Below are 19,015 nucleotides of genomic sequence, written 5' to 3'. Positions count from 1 at the left end.
TTAACTAACTATTTATGAAAGAATTAACCAAGGCCGAAGAGCAGGTAATGCAGGTTCTTTGGGAAATAGAAAAAGGGTTTGTAAAGGATATTCTGGAGCAACTGCCGGAGCCCAAACCCGCTTACAACACCGTGTCTACAATTGTGCGGATTTTAGAGAAAAAAGGCTTTGTAGGCTACCAGGCTTACGGTAAAACCCACGAATATTTTCCGCTCATTCCCAAAGAAAAATACACCAAGCAGTTCCTGAAAAACTTTGTCAGCAGCTACTTCGGTGGCTCTTACCAGCAATTGGTTAGCTTTTTTGCCAAAGAAGAAAACATGAACCTGCAGGAGTTGGACGAACTAATGAAACACGTGAAGAAAGACTTAGACCAGTCAGAAAATGAATAACCTGCTGCTGTACCTGGCCGAGTCGAGCCTGGCGCTCCTGTTGTTTTATGTCGTGTATGCCCTTCTGCTAAGCCGCCAAACTTGTTTTAAGTTTAACCGGTTTTATTTGCTGGCTGCTTTGCTGTTCTCCTTTTTTATTATTCCTTTCCTGGAAATATCTCTTTGGCCGGCAGAAACAACGGTAAGCACCAATAATATTCAGGTGCAGCCCGCAACGGCAGATATAATATATGGCTCGCCCATTTTAATGCAAACTCCAACCCAAGCAAAAACTCCTAATTACGGGGCTTGGCTCTATGGTCTATATGTCAGTGGGGTATTAGTTGCCGTTATTTTTTTCTGCGGCCAGTTTCTAAAACTCTACACCTTTATTTATAGCCACGCAGCCGACGGTTATTATTGGCAGCGCATTAAAATAATCCCAACGCATGGCGAAATGGCTACCTTTTCTTTTTTACATTATATATTATTCGACAATAGTCAGCCTTTTACACCCACCGAAAAAGAACTTGTTTTCCGCCACGAGCAAGCGCACCTATTGCAAAAACATACTTTCGATATAATTTATCTTAAAGTATTAACCATTATTTTCTGGTTCAACCCCCTCCTCTATTTCTATAAAAAAGCATTAGAAAGTACCCACGAATATTTAGCCGATGCCCAAGTATTAGAAGACGAAGATGCTGAGACCTACGCAACTTTGCTGGTACAACAAGTCTTCTACAAAACCAATTCGTCCCTCGGCAATTTCTTTCATCTCCATCAATCTCTTACCTTAAAAAGACTAATCATGATGAAAAATTTAAAAAAGCCTTTCTCAATCATCCGGCCCTTGCTCACCCTGGCCGTGGTTTGTGCCTTTGCCGCAGTTTTTGCCGCCAACCGGCCGGTTTCGTTACCCGATTTAATACCTGCTGCACCAACTAATAATTTTGCCGAAAATTCTGGTTTACCCTTAAAAACGCAATCTGTTGCTGGTGTTCTAGTTCCTGATGAAATTTCGGAACCGGCATTTCAGGACGGTAAAGAGCAATTGTACCGCTTTTTGTTACAGCACCTGAAGTTTAAGCCCGAAGCTTTCGGGAAAGATGCTACCAGAAGAACCGTGGTATCGATAAAAATAGACAAAGAAGGCAATCCGGAAAATGCATTTGCCGCCAGCGAAGATTTAGTTAACCAGGAAATTACCCGGGTAATCCGCCTGATGCCTCCTTGGATTCCGGCCTACCAGGATGGCAAAGGATTGGCCTCCCGGTACGAGCTGCACTTGTTACTTGACCAAAAGGCTAAGCATTCTGTTATTACACCTAACAAGTTAGTAAAGAAGGGCGCTCTGGATGCTGAAGGCTTACCTACATTTAGCTCCGATGTTATCCACCTGGGGGTAAATTCCGTTACGGGTACGCCGAAAAACTTTTTAGATCAGGAGGCTATCGTAGTAGGCGAAATAACGGAGCCCTCTTTCCCCGGCGGCCAAGCCACTATGGAGCGTTATTTCCGGGAAAATATACAACTAGCAAATATCTTAGAAAATATGCTGGCAGATAAGAAAACGTCTTTTTTAGGCATTAGCTTTCATATACAAATTGATGAAAAAGGTAATGTCATAAAATTACCGTTTAGAGATAATGATTATTATCTGCAACGGGATGAAAGAAAGCCGGATGAAAACTCATCAGCCGAAGAAGTAAATAGAAGAATATTTACTGGCAAATTTCATAATGAAGTAAGACGCGTAATCAACAATATGCCGCAATGGAGTCCGGCTATAAAAGATGGAAAGCCAATAAGAGCAAATGTGAGTGTTTACGTTGGCATGTTGCATGCGCCGGAACCACCCAAACCCCAGAAAAGGAATGAAATTTATCATATTAGCCGAGCAGGAGAAATTATTTTCCACACAGATCAGATTGTTTTTTGGTTCCCTTTAAAGGACAGCAACCAAAAAAAGAATGAAGGAAATCAAACTACACAAGAGATTAAGCTGCCAAAATTTCCCGGTGGTGAGTCAGAAATGTATAAATTTTTAAGCAAGAATATTAAATATCCGGCTGGTGGTTTGGCGCAAAACAATGGTTTTACCTGGGTTATGACTACCGTAAAAATTGATAAAAACGGTAACCCCGAAACTTACGATAAATCTATAAAAGACCCATTCATTAGAGAAGCTTACAGAGTCAATAATTTATTGCCCAAGTTTGAGCCCGCCATGCAAAATGGAGAACCAGTAGCTTCAGATTATATAATTCCAATTTATTTCCGGTATAGTTCGGATACAACCAGAATAAATGACAACAGAAACCACGCTACTTTTGAAATGGCGAAGGGCGTACCTACTGTTAAAAGCAGACCAATAGTTGTTACCATTTATACTGATAAATCGGCTCCTGATGAAGCAGCAGGTAAAAATATTCTAAACGGAGATAAAAGGCTTAAGCCCGTCGGTAGTCAAAAACTACCCCAGTTCCCAGGCGGCAAAAACAAATTAAGCGAATTTCTGTCGAGCCATACCCAGTATCCGGCAACTGCTTTAAAAAGTAAACTTGCCGGCCAGGCCATTGTTCAGGCTACCCTTAATGCCGACGGCACTATAAATAATTTTAAAACCCTGCACACCGATCATGCTTATTTCGAAGAGGAAGCCATTTCGGTTTTACGGGAGATGCCCCGCTGGGAACCAGCCCTGCAAGATGGCAAAGCCGTATCGTATAACTTGGTATTTCCGTTTGTATTTGCGTTGGAGAGCAAGCAAAATATACCTGCGCTTCGCTTACCTGCTAACCGCAGCCAGTTATACGTGCAGGACGCCATTACCATCATTGGGTACAGCCAGGTAATTGCCGGACAAACTATTGTAAAAAAAGAAACGCTGCCTACCCGTAATAGTATTAAGCCACAAAATCCAATTCAGGATAATGATAAAGTTTTCACTTTTGTGGAACAGCAGCCGGCTTTTCCTGGGGGAGAGGCAGCTTTAAATAAGTTTATTAAAGAAAATTTAAAATACCCCGCGGAAGCCCAGCGCAAAGGCGTTTCGGGGTTAGTGGTTGCCCAGTTTACCATAGACAAAACCGGAAAAATACTCAATCCACTGGTAGTAAAACGGCTAGGCTCCGGTACTGACGACGAAACTCTCCGATTAATTAAGTTAATGCCGAATTTTAATCCCGCTAGGCAAAATGGAAAACCGGTCAGTTTCCGGTACACGCTTCCAGTACGGTTTGCCCCACCCGTTGGTGCCCCTACTAAAGGCACCAGTGCTGCTCCGGCGCAAACTATGCCCGATAAAGTTTTCACCTTTGTTGAACAAATGCCGGTTTTCCCCGGTGGAGAAGCAGCTTTAAATAAGTTTATTAAAGAAAATTTAAAATATCCGGCGGAGGCGCAAAGTAAAAGTATATCTGGGTTAGTGGTTGCCCAGTTTACCGTAGATAAAACCGGGAAAATACATAGTCCCCAAATAGTAAAACCGCTTGGAGCAGGCGCCGACGAGGAAGCCATCCGGCTAATCAAACTAATACCCGACTTTAAGCCGGCCAAACAAAACGGTCGCTCGGTTAATTTCCGGTACACGCTACCAATCCGCTTTGGTTTGGCAACTGAAGCCGAAACTACCAAAAATTAAAAAATTATTTATTTGCTACCCAAGTTTAAACAGCCTTTGGTTTGATATTTAAAAATCATACAGATATTAAAACAAAGGCTGTAACAAGGGTCATTACTTACATTTACAGGACTTTCGCAAAGTAATTAAAAAACCATCTTTAAAGGGAAGGCTTTTACGATTTAAACAAGAGCTTTGCGAAAGTCAATATTTAATAAAAATATGGCGCCACCTATTCAATTTATTATTAAGAAGTTATGGCCATTATTTCTACTTAGTTTGGTGTGGTTTCTAGATAGCTGTGCCCCCAAAAGAAACCTTTCGGCTACTGCTTTTAAATACCACATTAGCGGCAGCATTGCGGGCAGCCAGGACGGAGATACTTTGTTGTTAGGTGTAATTGGGAACAGCAGGCGCATAAACAAAGCCATTATTAAAAATTCTAAGTTCCGGTTTAAAGGTACCGTGCCCGAATTATCGATGGGCCTTATCCAGTATAAACGTAGTTTTAACATAACCGAAACCAGCGCCTTTGTGATTGAAAAAACCCCAATTGTTATTGCGGCCCACGTTTTGCCCGAAGATAAGGAGTATGCTGATGGTAAAATTATTAAAGCAGGTAAACAGAATGAATATTTACAGAAATTAGAAGCCTTACAAACACCTATGGCTAAAGAAATGGGTGAGGCTTCTCTAAGAATACAGGAGGCCGAAAAAGCTAACAATCCGGCAGCAGCGAAACTTTACCGGGAAAAGAATTTAGAAGCTGCTCAAAAAAACCGGTCAATCCGCGAACAATTTATAAAGGAGCATCCAGATGCTATTGCGGCGCTATACAGTTACTATAATTCTTTAGATTACAAAATAGATAAACCAGACAAAGCTCTGGTAACCTTGAATTTATTTAACGACCAGATAAAGCGAACCAGCCTCTGGCAAAAAGTAAAAAATTTAGCCGGGCAGGAAGCATTGCAAGCTAAATAATGCCTGGGCAAACTAAATCAGGGCAGCCCATAGTTTTTAAGCTGCGTTTCGCTACTGGGTTTATAAATAATATTTAGTAAAGCTCCTATGGGTTACCGGAAAATATTCATTACAATTATGCTGATGATGACAGCCCTGGCTGCTTTCTATTTATACAAAGACCGGCAATCCAGAATACTAGCCCCTGCTAATAATTCCTTAACGGAGGCGCAAACCTTAAGCCTTCACACTTTCTCCGTTATTCCGCCCCGGTTAGAAGGTTGTTCCTGTTATTTCGCCAACGACTCAACTGAATTTGCGCTCGGAAGATACATTTTCATGAACGACAATAGCCAAAGCGCTACCCTAAAAATAAACGGCATTATAACCAGGTTTAACCCGGCTGCTTCTGAAATATTGGATAAAAAAACGGTGGTTAAAAACTACCAGAATAATGCCTATAGATTAACGGTTGCCATTAAAAGCACTTTACAAACGCAATCCGAGGCAAGTATAAAAACGGGTACCTTAAAGTTAATCTCCCCCAATGGCCAAACTATTCAAAAGTCCTTTTATGGTAAATGCGGCTGCTAAAATATTGATGTTTTTTTTGAATACAATGCGTTAATATTACGCCGTATATTTTATTTAAATATCAATCAGGTAGCAACAGAATTATTTATTTAGCTGGTATTTATGTATTTGTAAATCAAAAAGTCTGGCTTAAGTAAAATATTAAGTACGCAATGTAGCATACAAAATACTTTCATCAGGCGTTGTCTTTTTTCATGCAAATTCCTTTTCAATCTTTCGAATTTCAGAACCGCCAGGTACGCAACTTGGTGCTACAGGCTATGACCAATGTTTTCGACGCTGAATGGTATATACTGGGCAGCTATTTAAAAAAGTTTGAGCAGGAATATGCAACTTTTAGCCAAACGCAACATTGTATTGGGGTGGGCAACGGGTTAGATGCGCTTCATATTGCTTTAAAAGTTTTAGGCATTGGTCCTGGTGATGAGGTGTTGGTACCGGCCCACACTTTTATTGCCACTTGGCTAGCTGTTTCATTAACCGGCGCTAAACCGGTGCCCGTTGACGCTGATCCACAAACCTATAATATCAATCCGCAACTTCTCGAAAGAGAAATAAACAGTCGGACCAGAGCCATTATTCCGGTACACTTATATGGCCAACCCTGCGAAATGGACAGCATTATGGCGTTGGCCCGCCATTACCAGTTGTGGGTAGTAGAAGATAATGCCCAGGCCCAAGGCGCTACTTATAACGGCCAGCTAACCGGTAGCTTCGGCCACCTGAATGCCACCAGCTTTTACCCGAGCAAAAACTTAGGCGCTTTAGGCGATGGCGGCGCTTTAACCACCAACCACCCCGACCTGGCCCACCACGCTTATTCGCTCCGCAACTATGGCTCCAGCCAAAAATTCTATCATGAAACTATTGGGTTAAATTCCCGCCTCGACGAATTACAAGCGGCTGTACTGAGCCAGAAGTTACCGTTTTTACCCAGTTGGAACCAGGAGCGTATGGCCATCGCGAATAATTACATTAACCAGCTACAAAATATACCGGCTATTCAAATGCCGTTTACCGCGCCCAACACTATTCCTGTTTATCACCAATTTGTTATTAGCACCCCTTACCGCAATGCTTTGCAAAAATATCTCGCCGAAAAAGGTGTAAGTACTTTTATCCACTATCCCATACCACCATACCGGCAAGCAGCTTACCGCCATCTGAGTTTGCAGGCCAATAATTTTCCGGTTGCTAATAATATTGCCGCTACGGGTTTGAGTTTACCCATTTGGCCAGGGTTAGATGAAGAAAGTATTAATTATATCTGTAAGCAGATAGAGCATTTTTTCCGGCAGAAAAGAACCAGTTAATAAACAAATAATAAATAAAGGTTACTTTCGGCTACCAGCGAATGGTTAATTAAATATTTATTAGTTTACTTTGTAAAAAACTATTTTACCCAGCCTTAACTTATGTTATGGTACATTTTAATTTATAACTAATTATTTAATGCATAAGCATTTCTTTTAGCTATAAGGTTAGTTAAAACTATAAAGAGCAGGTGTTTTAACCAGGTAACTAGAAATAAAACTGAACATCTACTAAACTTTATTTCCAGGAAATAGTATGGGGTAAACTTAAGCGCTAAACATCGCACCACCTTTATATTTTAAACATAATATTGTAAAATATAAATATTTGATTTAATTTTAACACAACTATCTAACATTTAATAAATTAATTAATATTTTTTCCAGATTATGGAAAGTTATTAACAACCAATTATACATGAAGCGAGCATTAATTACGGGTATAACAGGTCAGGATGGCGCCTATCTATCAGAATTGTTATTGAGCAAAGGCTATGAAGTACACGGTGTTAAAAGACGGAGTTCTCTTTTTAACACCGACCGCATCGACCACCTGTATCAGGATCCGCACGAGCAGAATGTTAAATTTAAACTGCACTACGGCGATCTTACTGATTCTACCAACATTATCCGGATAATTCAGGAAGTACAACCCGACGAGATTTACAACCTGGGCGCTATGTCGCACGTGAAAGTAAGTTTTGATACTCCCGAGTACACCGCCAACGTAGATGCCCTGGGCACCCTGCGGGTATTAGAGGCTGTGCGTATTCTGGGCCTGACCGAAAAAACTAAAATTTACCAGGCTTCTACCTCCGAGTTATATGGCTTGGTACAAGCAGTGCCACAATCCGAAACAACCCCGTTTTATCCGCGCTCGCCGTATGCTGTAGCAAAAATTTACGGCTACTGGATTACGGTAAATTACCGAGAAGCGTACAACATGTTTGCTTGTAACGGTATTTTGTTTAACCACGAGTCGCCGTTGCGCGGCGAAACCTTTGTAACCCGTAAAATTACGCGGGGAGCTGCTCGTATTGCTTTAGGTTTACAGGATAAAATTTACTTGGGTAACCTGGATGCAAAACGCGACTGGGGTCATGCCAAAGATTACGTAGAAGCCATGTGGCTGATACTGCAGCAAGACCAGGCCGAAGATTACGTAATTGCCACTGGTATAACCACTACGGTACGGGATTTTGTGCGCATGACTTTTGCCGAACTAGGTGTAGAATTAGAATTTTTAGGCGAAGGCGCGAGCGAAACTGCGCGGGTGGTAAGCTGTAGTAATCCGGAGTTCCAGTTAGAAATTGGCAAAGAAGTAGTAGCGGTAGATGCAGCTTATTTCCGTCCGACCGAAGTAGATTTACTCATTGGCGATCCTACTAAATCTAAAACCAAATTAGGCTGGCAACCCAAATACGATTTACCGGCTTTGGTAAAAGATATGGTTACCGCCGATGTTGAACTGTTTAAACGTGACGCTTATTTAATGGAAGGCGGACACAAAATTCTAAATTACTTGGAGTAAAAAATCCGCATGGATAAAAATGCTAAAATATACATTGCTGGTCATCGGGGCATGGTCGGTTCGGCTATACACCGTCGTTTAGCGCGGGCCGGATTTACAAATTTTATTTTTCGTACTTCCCGCGAACTTGACCTGCGTGATACCGTTGCGGTAAGCAACTTCTTTAAAGAAGAAAAACCGGATTATGTTTTTTTGGCGGCCGCCAAGGTAGGTGGTATTCAGGCCAATAATACGTATCGTGCCGACTTTATTTACGATAACCTGATGATCCAGAACAACGTGATTCACCAGAGTTATCTAAACAACGTTCAGAAACTGTTATTCTTAGGTTCGTCGTGCATTTACCCCAAATTGGCACCGCAGCCTTTAAAAGAAGAATATTTGCTCACCGGCGAACTGGAATATACCAACGAACCTTACGCCATTGCCAAAATAGCTGGTATAAAAATGTGCGATGCCTACCGGAGCCAGTACGGTTGTAATTTTATATCGGTAATGCCTACTAACCTGTATGGCCCTAACGATAATTACGACCTGAACAACTCGCACGTTTTGCCAGCCTTATTGCGCAAAATGCACGAAGCTAAAATACACCAAAAACCAACCGTTGAGGTGTGGGGCTCGGGCACGCCCAAACGTGAGTTCTTACACGCCGACGACCTGGCCGATGCTTGTTATTATTTAATGGAAAACTACAACGAGCCCGGCCTGGTAAATATTGGTACCGGCGAAGATGTTTCGATTAAAGAACTGGCAGAATTGATTCAGAAGATAGTTGGTTACGAAGGAAAAATTGTTTGGGATGCCACCAAACCCGATGGTACTCCCCGCAAACTCATGGATGTTGGCAAACTGGCCTCGTGGGGCTGGCGTTATACCATTGATTTAGAAACTGGTATCCGCAAGGTTTATCAAACCGAAGAAGTTTTTAAAGAAGCTTTTAGTTATTAAATATTATTCCCCAACACTTAGGCTTTAAAGTGCAAAGTGTTGGGGTAATATTATATTATTCTGAAGCCAAAGCTTAGTTCAGCTTAGACTAAACTTTGGCTTTTCCCTACCGCCAATCCCCAGTATAATAAGCCTGTAACTTTTTGGAAGTAGGCATTTACTTTTGCGTAAAAACCGCCGCAAAGAGCAGCCTCATCTTCCGCTTAAGGCTTGGCTAACTTTTTAAGCGCAGACTCTAAGTAAGTTTTATTTAACCATTTGCTCCCAACCATCACCCCTTCTATTTTCTGGGTCTGACTAATATCTTGCAACGGGTTGCCGGCTAACAGTATTAAATCAGAAGCGGCTCCGGCCCGAACTACTCCCGCATTACTCTTTTTAAGATAAGCTGCCACATTTACGGTACCGGTGCGTAAAGCCTGGTAAGGCGTTAAACCAGCTTTAACAAAATATTGTAACTCCTGGTGGGTAGAAAAACCAGGTACGTTAAACACCTGCGGAGCATCGCAACCCAACAATAAACCTACACCATTGCGCTGACAGGCTAATATTAATTGCCGGCGTAACTTTAGAAAGCTATCGGCTTTGACAGCACTGTAAAGCGGATTAGACTGAATATTTTTCTTACTGTTGAACCAATTAAGCCTTACCTCCGGCGCCATATAAATCATTTCGGGGGCTTGTTCAAATTCAGTTGGCGGTTTAGCCGACAACCAACGCTCTGCTAAAGCTTGGGTGGGCACCACCCAAATATTCTTAGCTTTCAGGCCTTGCATTAATTTGGGGATTTGGGTGGTGTCGGCGTTTTGCGCAATATAAAGTCCAAATAAACCGGTTTCCTGCTCGTTCATGCCCTGAATATTTGGTACCAAACTCTCAATAAAACCATCCAGGTGATCAATAGAGGAATAGCCAGCCTCAATGGCGCGCCAAACCCCAACTTTAAAAGATACATGGCCTACAAAAGGAATATTTACTTCTTTGGCTGTTTGGGCCATGGCTCCAAACGTTTCGGGTGTTAAGCCGGGATGTAGTTTAAGATAATCGTAGCCTGCTTGCTTTTGTTCTTTTACCAGAGCCACCGCTTGCGCGGGTGTTTTTACACTCTGCCCGCTAAAAGACGGACCAGTGGTATAAAAGTGAGGGCCTAATATTTCGCCGGTATTTATTTTGCTCCGCAATTCTAAGTGCCGTGGGTGGCCCAACATGCCCCTTATCGTGGTAATGCCGTTTGCCAGGAAAAGGGTAAGCACTTCTTGCATCGGCGCTAAATTATCCTGCGGTGGTACGTGGGCGTGCATTTCGGCCAAACCCGGCATCAGGTATTTTCCCTGAGCATTAATAACTAAAGCATTTTTGGCGTACTTTGCTTTGCCGGCTGGTGCTACGGCAATTATTTTTCCGCCTTTTACCACTACGGTTTGGTCTGGTAAAACCACTTCCCGGTCCATCGGGATTACATTTACGCGAGTAAAAACAATTTCTTGCTGGTCCGCAGAAATAGGTTGCTGCGCTTGCGTGATAAAAGACAGGAGTAAGAGAACTAATATGGGTAAATATTTCATAGCGGCATATTTCATTTAGGTTTAGTAATAGTGTAAGTTAATTGCAGCTTAAAATATATTTTTGGAAGTAACCGAATATACACATTCCGTTAGAATATTTTCTAAACCAATATTAAATATTGGCTCATTAGTCACTAAAAAGAAATACGGATTTTAAGGTAAAAACAAATAATTCCAGCACGGCATAGGTTTAGAAAAGCAGTTCATAAAAAAAGTCACGGTTAAGTGACTTTTCGATTCAATTTATCTAAATAATATTTGAACAGGTACCTGGTTAAATCCGGTTAGTTTAAACTATGGCTGGCTGGTTTTTAACCAATCATAAATGTAAGTAGCCACTTCTTCCCAACCGGGTTCGCCGCAAATATAATGGCTGCGGTTCTCAAACTCGCGGTACACAACAACGCTGTTGGGGTAGGTGTAAGCTTTGGCATTTTTTTCGGTTAAAGATGCCGGAATAATTTGGTCTTTTTCGCCGCCAATAAATAATAAAGGTACGTGCGGTAAGTCTAAATCTACCCGACCGGCTTCTCCCATGCAATCCCGAAGTACGTTGCGGCTATCGTGCGTGGCGTATTGTTCATAAGCCACTTGCGAAGCTTGTTCGCTTAACGTATTGGCAAAAGCAGCATGAAAAGTTTTGGCATCCATGTAAATGGGTTCATCGCCTTTAAGTGGGTTTACAATGGTGGCGCTGTTCTTAAAAAAGGCCCAGTCAAAATCCAGCATACCATTGGGCGCTACCGAATCAATAGGAACGCCCGCCGCAATTAGATTGCGGTTTGCCAGTAACTGCACCACTAAACCACCTACCGAATGCCCAATTACTATGGGTTTAGTTTCTAGCTGTGAAGTTACCTAAGCCAGCCGGTGGGTTTTCCCGCAATTGGGCAGGTTCGCCTTGGTGTAAAGGCCAGGCCGGCGCCAGACAGTTATACCCCTTCTGACTAAAAAAATCAACCCAGTTTGTCCAGCTTTTCGGGTTCTGAAACATGCCATGCACAAAAATTATGGTATCCATATAAATCTGATTCTTAATAATTTACGTTGGACCTTTACTGCAGGCTTATCGTAAATCGTTTTCAATTTTATGAAATAATGAAATAATCGTGCTTTTTAACGCATTTGGTTTAGACAGCAAGGCTGGAATCAGCATTTATAGAATATAAAAAAAGAAAAAGAATAGCGAACTTTGCCGGCGATGCAAACCCAAGATTTAGCTTATTTGCCGGAACTACCGGTTAAAGAGGCATTACCCCGGCTGTTATCGGCCTTAAGTTCCCAAAACCGGGCAGTGCTGGAAGCGCCGCCGGGTGCCGGTAAAACTACTTTAGTTCCTTTAGCTTTGCTGGCTGCTACTTGGCGGAATAAAGGCAAAATCATTCTTTTAGAACCACGACGGTTGGCTGCCCGCGCCGCAGCCCAGCGCATGGCCGATTTATTAGGCGAAAAGGTTGGCCAAACTGTAGGTTACCGGGTACGGTTGGAACGAGCCATTTCTGACCAAACCCAAATAGAAGTTGTAACAGAAGGCATTCTGACCCGGCTCTTGCAAGACGACCCCACCTTAGAGGGCATTGCGGCAATATTATTTGATGAGTTTCATGAAAGAAGTTTACAAGCCGATTTGGGCCTGGCTTTGGCTTTAGATGCCCAAATGGTACTTCGCCCCGACCTGCGTTTACTTATTATGAGTGCCACCTTAGACGCAACCGGCATTGGTAACTGGCTGGAGGCACCGGTAATCCGGAGTGTCGGCCGTATGTTCCCGATTGAAACCGTTTATTTAACGCCCCAGGAAGTCCACTCGGCAGGTAATTATCCGTCTGAGCGATTGGCCAAATTAGTGCCTAAAGCCATTATGCAGGCGCTTACAAAGCAACCAACAGGCGATATATTGGTGTTTTTACCAGGCCTTGGCGAAATGCGTTTGGTTGCCCGGCACCTCGAAGAGAAACTTGCCCCTACTACCGAACTGCACCTGCTGCACGGCGAATTGAGTTTGGCCCAACAAAGTGCCGCCATCAGGCCGGCAGCACCCGGTAAACGTAAAATAGTACTCAGTACCAGCATTGCCGAAACCAGTTTAACCATTGAGGGCGTTAAAACAGTTATTGATAGCGGTTTGGCTCGGGTGCCAAAATTTATTCCCCGCTCCGGCCTTACTACGCTGGTAACCGTACCCGTTTCGGTGGCGGCCGCCGACCAGCGCCGGGGCCGGGCCGGACGTTTAGGACCAGGTGTTTGCTACCGTTTATGGACCGCCGCCGACCAAATGCAACTACCCGAACGGCAAGCACCAGAAATATTAGAAGCCGATTTAAGTAGTTTTGCCTTGGAGTTGGCTATTTGGGGCGTTAAAGAAATTTTGGACCTGAAATGGCTGGATACACCACCCGCGGCAGCGCTAAGTTTGGCGCGCGATTTATTGTTTCGGTTAGGGGCTTTAGATGCTCAGGGTAAGCCAACCCTACACGGTAAAGATTTAGCCAGCTTAGGATTAGCGCCCCGCTTAGGCCATCTGGTAAGGCACGGACACGCTTTGGGTTTTGGAGCTACGGCTTGTGCCTTGGCCGCTTTACTGGCCGAACGCGATATACTAAAAGCTGTCCAGTCTGGCGCAACCGTTCCCTTACCCGACCTGCATTTACGCCTCGAAATTTTAGCTGGTCAGCGGCCGCCAACGCCCGGCTATGCCCCCGACGAAAATATTATCCGGCGCGTACGGGAACAAGCCCAGAATTTAAGGCAGCGTTTGCGGGAAACGAATAAAGACTTAAACCCGGATGCGGTGGGCTTGCTAACGGCACTTGCCTACCCCGAAAGATTAGCCCAACGCGAAAGCTCTGGCCGGGTACGATTAATAACCGGCCAACGGGCTAATTTACCTACCGAACTCTTTAACGAAGCCGAATTTTACGCCATTGCCCACCTCGATGGCGGCTCCAATGCCCGGGTGCTCCTGGCAGCCAGCCTTACTAAACCCGAGATACAAAAACACTTTGCGTCCCAAATAACCCAGGAGCCCGAAGTACGTTGGGAACAAAGCAAAGAACGCGTGATAACCCGGCAAATAACCCGATTAGGCGCCCTGATACTAGAAGAATCGAACTTAATAAATCCGGATCCAGATTTAGTGGCAACGGCTTTATTACAAGCCCTGCGGGAAAAAGGCATCGAACGTTTACCCTGGTCGGAGGAAGCCCGCCGTACCCAACAAAGGCTCCTTTTTTTACATTTCTTGCAACCCCACAGCTGGCCCAACATGACAAATGAAGCTTTGGCCGCTACCCTGGATAATTGGTTAAAACCACACCTGGCAGGAATTCGCTCGTTAGAGCAGGTAAACCGACTTAATCTAAACGAAATTTTACTTAGCAGCTTATCGTGGGCAGCGCAACAGGAACTGGAACGTTTAGCACCTAGTCACCTGGAAGTTCCCAGCGGTTCGCGTATTGCCGTAGATTATACCAACCCCGATACCCCGGTACTTGCGGTTCGGTTACAAGAAGTATTTGGCCTTTTAGATACGCCGCGCGTTGGTGGGGGCCAAGTGCCGGTACTTATGCACCTACTGTCCCCGGCTTCCCGCCCGGTGCAAGTTACCCGCGATTTAAGAAGCTTCTGGCAAACTGGATATTTTGAGGTCCGGAAAGATTTGCGCGGCCGTTATCCCAAACACCATTGGCCCGACGATCCCTTATCTGCCCCGCCTACCCGCGGCACCAAAAAACGACCAGGTTAAAAGGTTTTGCCCAAAGCATCAAGAAAATAAATGGGTAAATTAACTTCAGCAACTAAATAATATCTTAAAGTTTGAAAGTCCCCAAGCGGCAAGCACCAAATAAAAAAGCGGCCGCAGAAAATATATTCTGCGGCCGCTCTGTAAAAAGTGCGTTCAAGTGTGTGTGTGATTACGTCTTCTGTAACAGGAAATTAAAAGCTTAATTTACATAGCACAATTCCTGGTTCGAAAATTCCCGCGTTTCCGGGTTAAGTTCAACCGATATCTTTTTCCACAAATCAGTTAATTCTTCTAACCGGGTTATATCTAATTTTGGATTAATCAGGATTTGCATTTTCCAGAAGTTAGCCATTTCATCGGCAAACCGGCCCGCATCCTGCAAACTACAGAAAGGGCGTTGTTCAGAGTCAGCCACAAATTCTTCGGAAAAGAATTTGTTTACATCAAAAGGGCTCTCACAAAATAACACAAAAAAGTACGCACCCAGACATTTACTGCTTTCAGAAGTATTATTTTCTAATCTGAGTCGGAAGCTGAGTGTTTTGACTTCAATCATATAATTATCTGTTATTTTGGTGAATACTAAATTACTATGTCGAAGATAAAAGCATTTTTTTTAATTTCCACAAAAATTGTTATTTTCTAAGAAAATTACAACAAAAACAATTTTAATAAATATTATACGAGCCTAATATATAAATATTAAAAATAATTAATATATACCTTATATTATAGATAAAGGTTACACTTAATTAACAGCCTAATCAAATACATCTATAATATGCAAATTGAATTTTTTAAATATATAATAAAGTTTTATTTATATTTTATTCTGGACTTAAAACTTAATAAAATAAATAAAAATTATGCAAACCAATTTTAAACTTAAGATTTAACTTTTTATCACTATAAGTATTTAAGCCTAAAAAATATCTAAACTTGCATAAAATACGGCAGATTAATGCTTAAGCATTTAAGGGTAATTCTTGGGTAAAATATCCGGACTTATTTCGTCCTTCGAGTGCTTCGCTACAGTGGAGGCAAAACTTTTTAATTAGGTTTGAGGTAAAAATTACCGCTTACCCAAATGGCGCAACCCGCTTTTGTTAGCTTATTAATACCATGGAATATTTTTATCACCTTCCGGAACCGATACGTATTGCCTTTGTAACTTTTGCGATTATTGCCGGTAGTTTAATACTTGGTTCAATTATCAGATACCTGATTTTTAAATTAATCAGCACTTATCGCCGACAAAAAATACCCTTGCTTTCGGCGGCTATGCTGCAACATTTAAGCCGGCCCAGTTCTTTCTTTATTCCACTGCTCACCTTATCCTCGGCTTTGCCCCTGGTACCTTTAGCTCCCGGTCCGTTCGAAGTTTTGCGCCGGGTAGTAGAAATAAGTTTAATCATTACTTTTGCCTGGTGCCTTATAGAAGCCATTAATGTAGTTCAGGATCTTATCCGGAACCATTACCAAATTTCCAAAGCCGATAATTTCCGGGAACGGCGCTTACTTACGCAGCTACAGTTTATCCGAAAATTAGCCAAGGTTTTAATCTTGTTTTTTGCTGTTTGCCTGGTTTTAATGAGTTTTGCAACCGTCCGAAAAATTGGCACTGGGCTAATTACTTCGGCCGGTATCGCTAGTGTAATTATTGGTTTTGCCGCCCAACGCTCCATTGGTAATTTGCTGGCCGGCTTTCAGATTGCGTTTACCCAACCCATCCGGATTGATGATGTACTGGTTGTAGAAGGCGAATGGGGCCGTGTAGAAGAAATTACCCTTACCTATGTAGTTTTGCGCATCTGGGACGACCGCCGTTTAATTTTGCCGCTTAACTATTTTATCGAAAAGCCTTTTCAGAACTGGACCCGCAGTACATCGCAATTATTGGGCACTGTCTTTATTTACACCGATTATACCGTACCCATTGATGCTGTTAGAGCAGAATTAAAACGGGTAGTAAGCGATCACCCATTATGGGACCAACGTGTGTGTGTATTGCAGGTTACTGAATCGAAGGAAAGAACCCTAGAGCTTCGGATACTGGTAAGTGCCGCTAATTCGAGTATGGCTTTTGATTTACGCTGCGATGTGCGGGAAAAACTAATTACTTTTATTCAACAAAACTACCCCGAGAGTTTACCTAAAATGCGCACCGAAATGGTAACACCAAACCTGGCCCAAGCAATGGCCGCCGAAGCTTAGTCTTTAAATTACACCGGTGTAAAGCAAAGACTTCCGGAAAATACGCGCTCTCTAAATTAATCTTACTATTTGCGGCTGGTTTACCGGTCTAGATACTTTTTAGTATCTTCCGGTAAATTTATCCGGTATGAAAATTTGCATTTCTTTCTTGTTGCTTAGTCTGCTAATTGCTTGCCAGCCGCGCGTACCGGCTACCCAAACTGCTACAACAACTTTAAATAAATTTTCCGACACTACCCTCCAACGCATTTATACCTACCAGGACGAGCGAAAACCGGAAGCCTTATTGCCTTATCTAAAACATAAAAAAAGTAATTACCGGCAAGAGGCCGCTTTGGCACTGGCTTCGGTGCAGGCTCCCAATACCCGGCAAAACCTGTTAGCTTTGCTCCAGGACCCGGAACCGGTGGTGCGCCGGGCAGCCGCGTATGCTTTGGGCCAGCTCAGCGATACAACCGTTGCTTTTACCCTGCAGCAAATGATTATAACAGAAAAGAATGCCTCGGTCCGGGCCGAATTAGCCGAAGCGTTGGGTAAATGTGCCACGCAAAAAAGTCTGCACTTCTTAAGTTCGCAAAACTGGTTAAACGAAACAGAGAAAGCCGGTGTAGCCTGGGGCCTTTACCGGACCAACGCTAAAAAATTAGATTACTCTTTGGCGCTAACCCAAGCGGTAAAGTTATTGGCCGCTACCAATTCGCCGGCAACGCGCCTGGGTGCCGCCCACTTTTTAGCCCGCACTCCCAATCTTGCCCTTGCGGGTTTTGAAGCAAATATATTAGCCGCCGCGCAATCCGATACCAGTGCCGCAGTGCGCATGGCAGCCGCGCAGGCTTTAGGTAAAATTAACACCACAGCAGCTAAAAATGGGTTACTTGGTTTGGTGCAGTCCGACCCAGATTACCGGGTGCGCATCAATGCAATCCGGGCTTTAAGTAATGCTGATTTTAGTTCGGTAAAAAATATTATTTACCAAGCCCTAGCCGATAAAAATGTAAACACCGCCTTAACTGCTGCCGATTATTTAGTGGCCAAAGCACCCAACACTGAAGCCCAAACCTTGTTGCAAACTGCCGATAAAACCGCTAATTGGCGGGTTAAAGCAACGCTACTCGGGGCAACGCTTAAAAACCATCCGGATAAAACGCTGATTTCCCAGAAAATAAAAAATTTGTATGCGGCCTCTGTTAATATTTACAAAAAGGGTGCTTTACTCGCCGCACTGGGGCAGGATATTAATAATTATACTTTTATCCAGCAGGAAACTTTTAGCGCTGGTTCGCCAGTGTTGGCTACTTATGGGTTACAGGCCCTCGCGGACCTGCGGCAACAAAAAAACTTCCCGACTGCGCTGATTAAACCTTTTGCAGAAATTTTCCGGCAGGCTTTACAATCCGATGATATAGCCTTAATTGGCATAGCCGCCGGCTTATTAACTAATCCGGATTTAGGGTTTAAAACCGCTTTTCCTGATCCGGCCTTCCTGAAAGAAGTGCAGGCCAAACTTACACTGCCCAGCGATATGGAAACGTACCAGGAACTGGACAAAGCCATCAGGTATTTAAGCGGGCTACCGCCGGCCGCGGCTCCGGCCAACCCATTTACACACCCCATAAACTGGCAACTGGTAAGAACTTTAAAACCCAATCAGCAAGTTTCAATTACTACCGGCAAGGGTAATATTACCTTAACCTTGTTTACCGAAGCCGCTCCGGGCACGGTAGCCAATTTCGTACAATTGGCCCAAGCCGGCTTTTTTAATCAGAAAAATTTTCACCGGGTAGTACCTAATTTTGTGGTGCAGGGTGGCGATCCGCGCGGCGATGGCTGGGGCGGCACCGATTATGCCATCCGATCAGAGCTTGCTAATTTACGGTACCACCACGAAGGTTACGTGGGCATGGCCTCGGCGGGCAAAGATACTGAAAGCTGCCAGTGGTTTATTACGCATTCGCCTACGCCCCACCTCGATGGCCGCTACACAATATTTGCGCAGGTAACGGCCGGTATGGCGGTTGTTCACCAACTCGAAGTCGGAGATATTATCCAGTCGGTTAAACTAATTAATTAAGAAAAATAAAGTTAGATAAACCTGGCTAAATAATGTGTACACTTCTAATAAGAAGGCAAAAATTTGCGCAAT

General features: G+C 43.4%; 14 protein-coding genes. 10 read left to right on the top strand and 4 right to left on the bottom strand.

Going from position 1 to position 19,015, the window contains the following annotated elements; translation table 11 throughout:
* Positions 1-14: 14 nt before the first annotated feature.
* The 7 genes from ACO1R6_RS15520 to ACO1R6_RS15490 all read left to right on the top strand — a co-directional run bounded on the left by ACO1R6_RS15520 (position 15) and on the right by ACO1R6_RS15490 (position 9,348).
* Positions 15-392 (top strand): BlaI/MecI/CopY family transcriptional regulator, encoded by a 378-nt coding sequence (locus ACO1R6_RS15520; protein ID WP_486265861.1) that lies wholly within the window; start codon positions 15-17, stop codon positions 390-392.
* Positions 385-4,017, top strand: coding sequence for a TonB family protein (locus tag ACO1R6_RS15515; RefSeq protein WP_486265860.1), 3,633 nt, complete (start codon positions 385-387; stop codon positions 4,015-4,017). The genes ACO1R6_RS15520 and ACO1R6_RS15515 overlap by 8 nt, the downstream gene beginning before the upstream one ends.
* A 261-nt stretch (positions 4,018-4,278) precedes the next feature.
* A complete protein-coding gene (locus tag ACO1R6_RS15510) occupies positions 4,279-4,980 on the top strand; it encodes a DUF4369 domain-containing protein (protein ID WP_486265867.1) in 702 nt (233 codons plus the stop codon).
* An 87-nt stretch (positions 4,981-5,067) separates the two neighbouring features.
* Positions 5,068-5,553: a hypothetical protein gene (locus tag ACO1R6_RS15505; protein ID WP_486265859.1), complete on the top strand. Its 486-nt coding sequence runs from the start codon at positions 5,068-5,070 to the stop codon at positions 5,551-5,553.
* A 194-nt stretch (positions 5,554-5,747) separates the two neighbouring features.
* A complete protein-coding gene (locus tag ACO1R6_RS15500; protein WP_486265857.1) occupies positions 5,748-6,866 on the top strand; it encodes a DegT/DnrJ/EryC1/StrS family aminotransferase in 1,119 nt (372 codons plus the stop codon).
* A 418-nt stretch (positions 6,867-7,284) separates the two neighbouring features.
* Positions 7,285-8,397 (top strand): GDP-mannose 4,6-dehydratase, encoded by a 1,113-nt coding sequence (gmd, locus tag ACO1R6_RS15495; protein ID WP_486265855.1) that lies wholly within the window; start codon positions 7,285-7,287, stop codon positions 8,395-8,397.
* A gap of 9 nt (positions 8,398-8,406) precedes the next feature.
* Positions 8,407-9,348: a GDP-L-fucose synthase family protein gene (locus ACO1R6_RS15490; RefSeq protein WP_486265854.1), complete on the top strand. Its 942-nt coding sequence runs from the start codon at positions 8,407-8,409 to the stop codon at positions 9,346-9,348.
* A gap of 203 nt (positions 9,349-9,551) precedes the next feature.
* Here ACO1R6_RS15490 and ACO1R6_RS15485 read toward each other — a convergent pair whose 3' ends face one another.
* The 3 genes from ACO1R6_RS15485 to ACO1R6_RS15475 all read right to left on the bottom strand — a co-directional run bounded on the left by ACO1R6_RS15485 (position 9,552) and on the right by ACO1R6_RS15475 (position 11,934).
* Positions 9,552-10,928, bottom strand: a complete 1,377-nt coding sequence (locus tag ACO1R6_RS15485; RefSeq protein WP_486265853.1) for an amidohydrolase family protein — start codon at positions 10,926-10,928, stop codon at positions 9,552-9,554.
* Between the two features lie 279 nt (positions 10,929-11,207).
* Complete coding sequence (locus ACO1R6_RS15480) at positions 11,208-11,711, bottom strand: hypothetical protein (RefSeq protein WP_486265852.1); 504 nt, start codon at positions 11,709-11,711, stop codon at positions 11,208-11,210.
* 37 nt (positions 11,712-11,748) lie between these two features.
* Positions 11,749-11,934 (bottom strand): hypothetical protein, encoded by a 186-nt coding sequence (locus ACO1R6_RS15475; RefSeq protein ID WP_486265850.1) that lies wholly within the window; start codon positions 11,932-11,934, stop codon positions 11,749-11,751.
* 180 nt (positions 11,935-12,114) lie between these two features.
* On the opposite strand from ACO1R6_RS15475, the gene hrpB reads away from it, so the two are divergent.
* Positions 12,115-14,658, top strand: a complete 2,544-nt coding sequence (gene hrpB / locus ACO1R6_RS15470) for an ATP-dependent helicase HrpB (protein ID WP_486265849.1) — start codon at positions 12,115-12,117, stop codon at positions 14,656-14,658.
* Positions 14,659-14,857: 199 nt separating this feature from the next.
* On the opposite strand, the gene ACO1R6_RS15465 is transcribed toward hrpB, so the two are convergent.
* Positions 14,858-15,214, bottom strand: coding sequence for a hypothetical protein (locus ACO1R6_RS15465; RefSeq protein WP_486265847.1), 357 nt, complete (start codon positions 15,212-15,214; stop codon positions 14,858-14,860).
* Between the two features lie 566 nt (positions 15,215-15,780).
* Between ACO1R6_RS15465 and ACO1R6_RS15460 the strand changes: the two genes are divergently transcribed.
* Positions 15,781-16,872, top strand: a complete 1,092-nt coding sequence (locus ACO1R6_RS15460) for a mechanosensitive ion channel family protein (RefSeq protein ID WP_486265846.1) — start codon at positions 15,781-15,783, stop codon at positions 16,870-16,872.
* Positions 16,873-16,999: 127 nt separating this feature from the next.
* Positions 17,000-18,943, top strand: coding sequence for a peptidylprolyl isomerase (locus tag ACO1R6_RS15455; protein ID WP_486265845.1), 1,944 nt, complete (start codon positions 17,000-17,002; stop codon positions 18,941-18,943).
* Positions 18,944-19,015: the final 72 nt, after the last annotated feature.

The organism is Adhaeribacter sp., assembly GCF_057359045.1.
Note: the sequence above shows the minus strand (reverse complement) of the source record. Positions and strands in the feature narration are given on the sequence as shown.

Bases quoted from the DNA above. Each gene is read 5' to 3' on its own strand.
- ACO1R6_RS15520 (WP_486265861.1), top strand. From the start codon at position 15: ATGAAAGAATTAACCAAGGCCGAAGAGCAGGTAATGCAGGTTCTTTGG.
- ACO1R6_RS15515 (WP_486265860.1), top strand. From the start codon at position 385: ATGAATAACCTGCTGCTGTACCTGGCCGAGTCGAGCCTGGCGCTCCTG.
- ACO1R6_RS15505 (WP_486265859.1), top strand. From the start codon at position 5,068: ATGGGTTACCGGAAAATATTCATTACAATTATGCTGATGATGACAGCC.
- ACO1R6_RS15500 (WP_486265857.1), top strand. From the start codon at position 5,748: ATGCAAATTCCTTTTCAATCTTTCGAATTTCAGAACCGCCAGGTACGC.
- gmd (WP_486265855.1), top strand. From the start codon at position 7,285: ATGAAGCGAGCATTAATTACGGGTATAACAGGTCAGGATGGCGCCTAT.
- ACO1R6_RS15490 (WP_486265854.1), top strand. From the start codon at position 8,407: ATGGATAAAAATGCTAAAATATACATTGCTGGTCATCGGGGCATGGTC.
- ACO1R6_RS15485 (WP_486265853.1), bottom strand. From the start codon at position 10,928: ATGAAATATGCCGCTATGAAATATTTACCCATATTAGTTCTCTTACTC.
- ACO1R6_RS15475 (WP_486265850.1), bottom strand. From the start codon at position 11,934: ATGGATACCATAATTTTTGTGCATGGCATGTTTCAGAACCCGAAAAGC.
- hrpB (WP_486265849.1), top strand. From the start codon at position 12,115: ATGCAAACCCAAGATTTAGCTTATTTGCCGGAACTACCGGTTAAAGAG.
- ACO1R6_RS15465 (WP_486265847.1), bottom strand. From the start codon at position 15,214: ATGATTGAAGTCAAAACACTCAGCTTCCGACTCAGATTAGAAAATAAT.
- ACO1R6_RS15460 (WP_486265846.1), top strand. From the start codon at position 15,781: ATGGAATATTTTTATCACCTTCCGGAACCGATACGTATTGCCTTTGTA.
- ACO1R6_RS15455 (WP_486265845.1), top strand. From the start codon at position 17,000: ATGAAAATTTGCATTTCTTTCTTGTTGCTTAGTCTGCTAATTGCTTGC.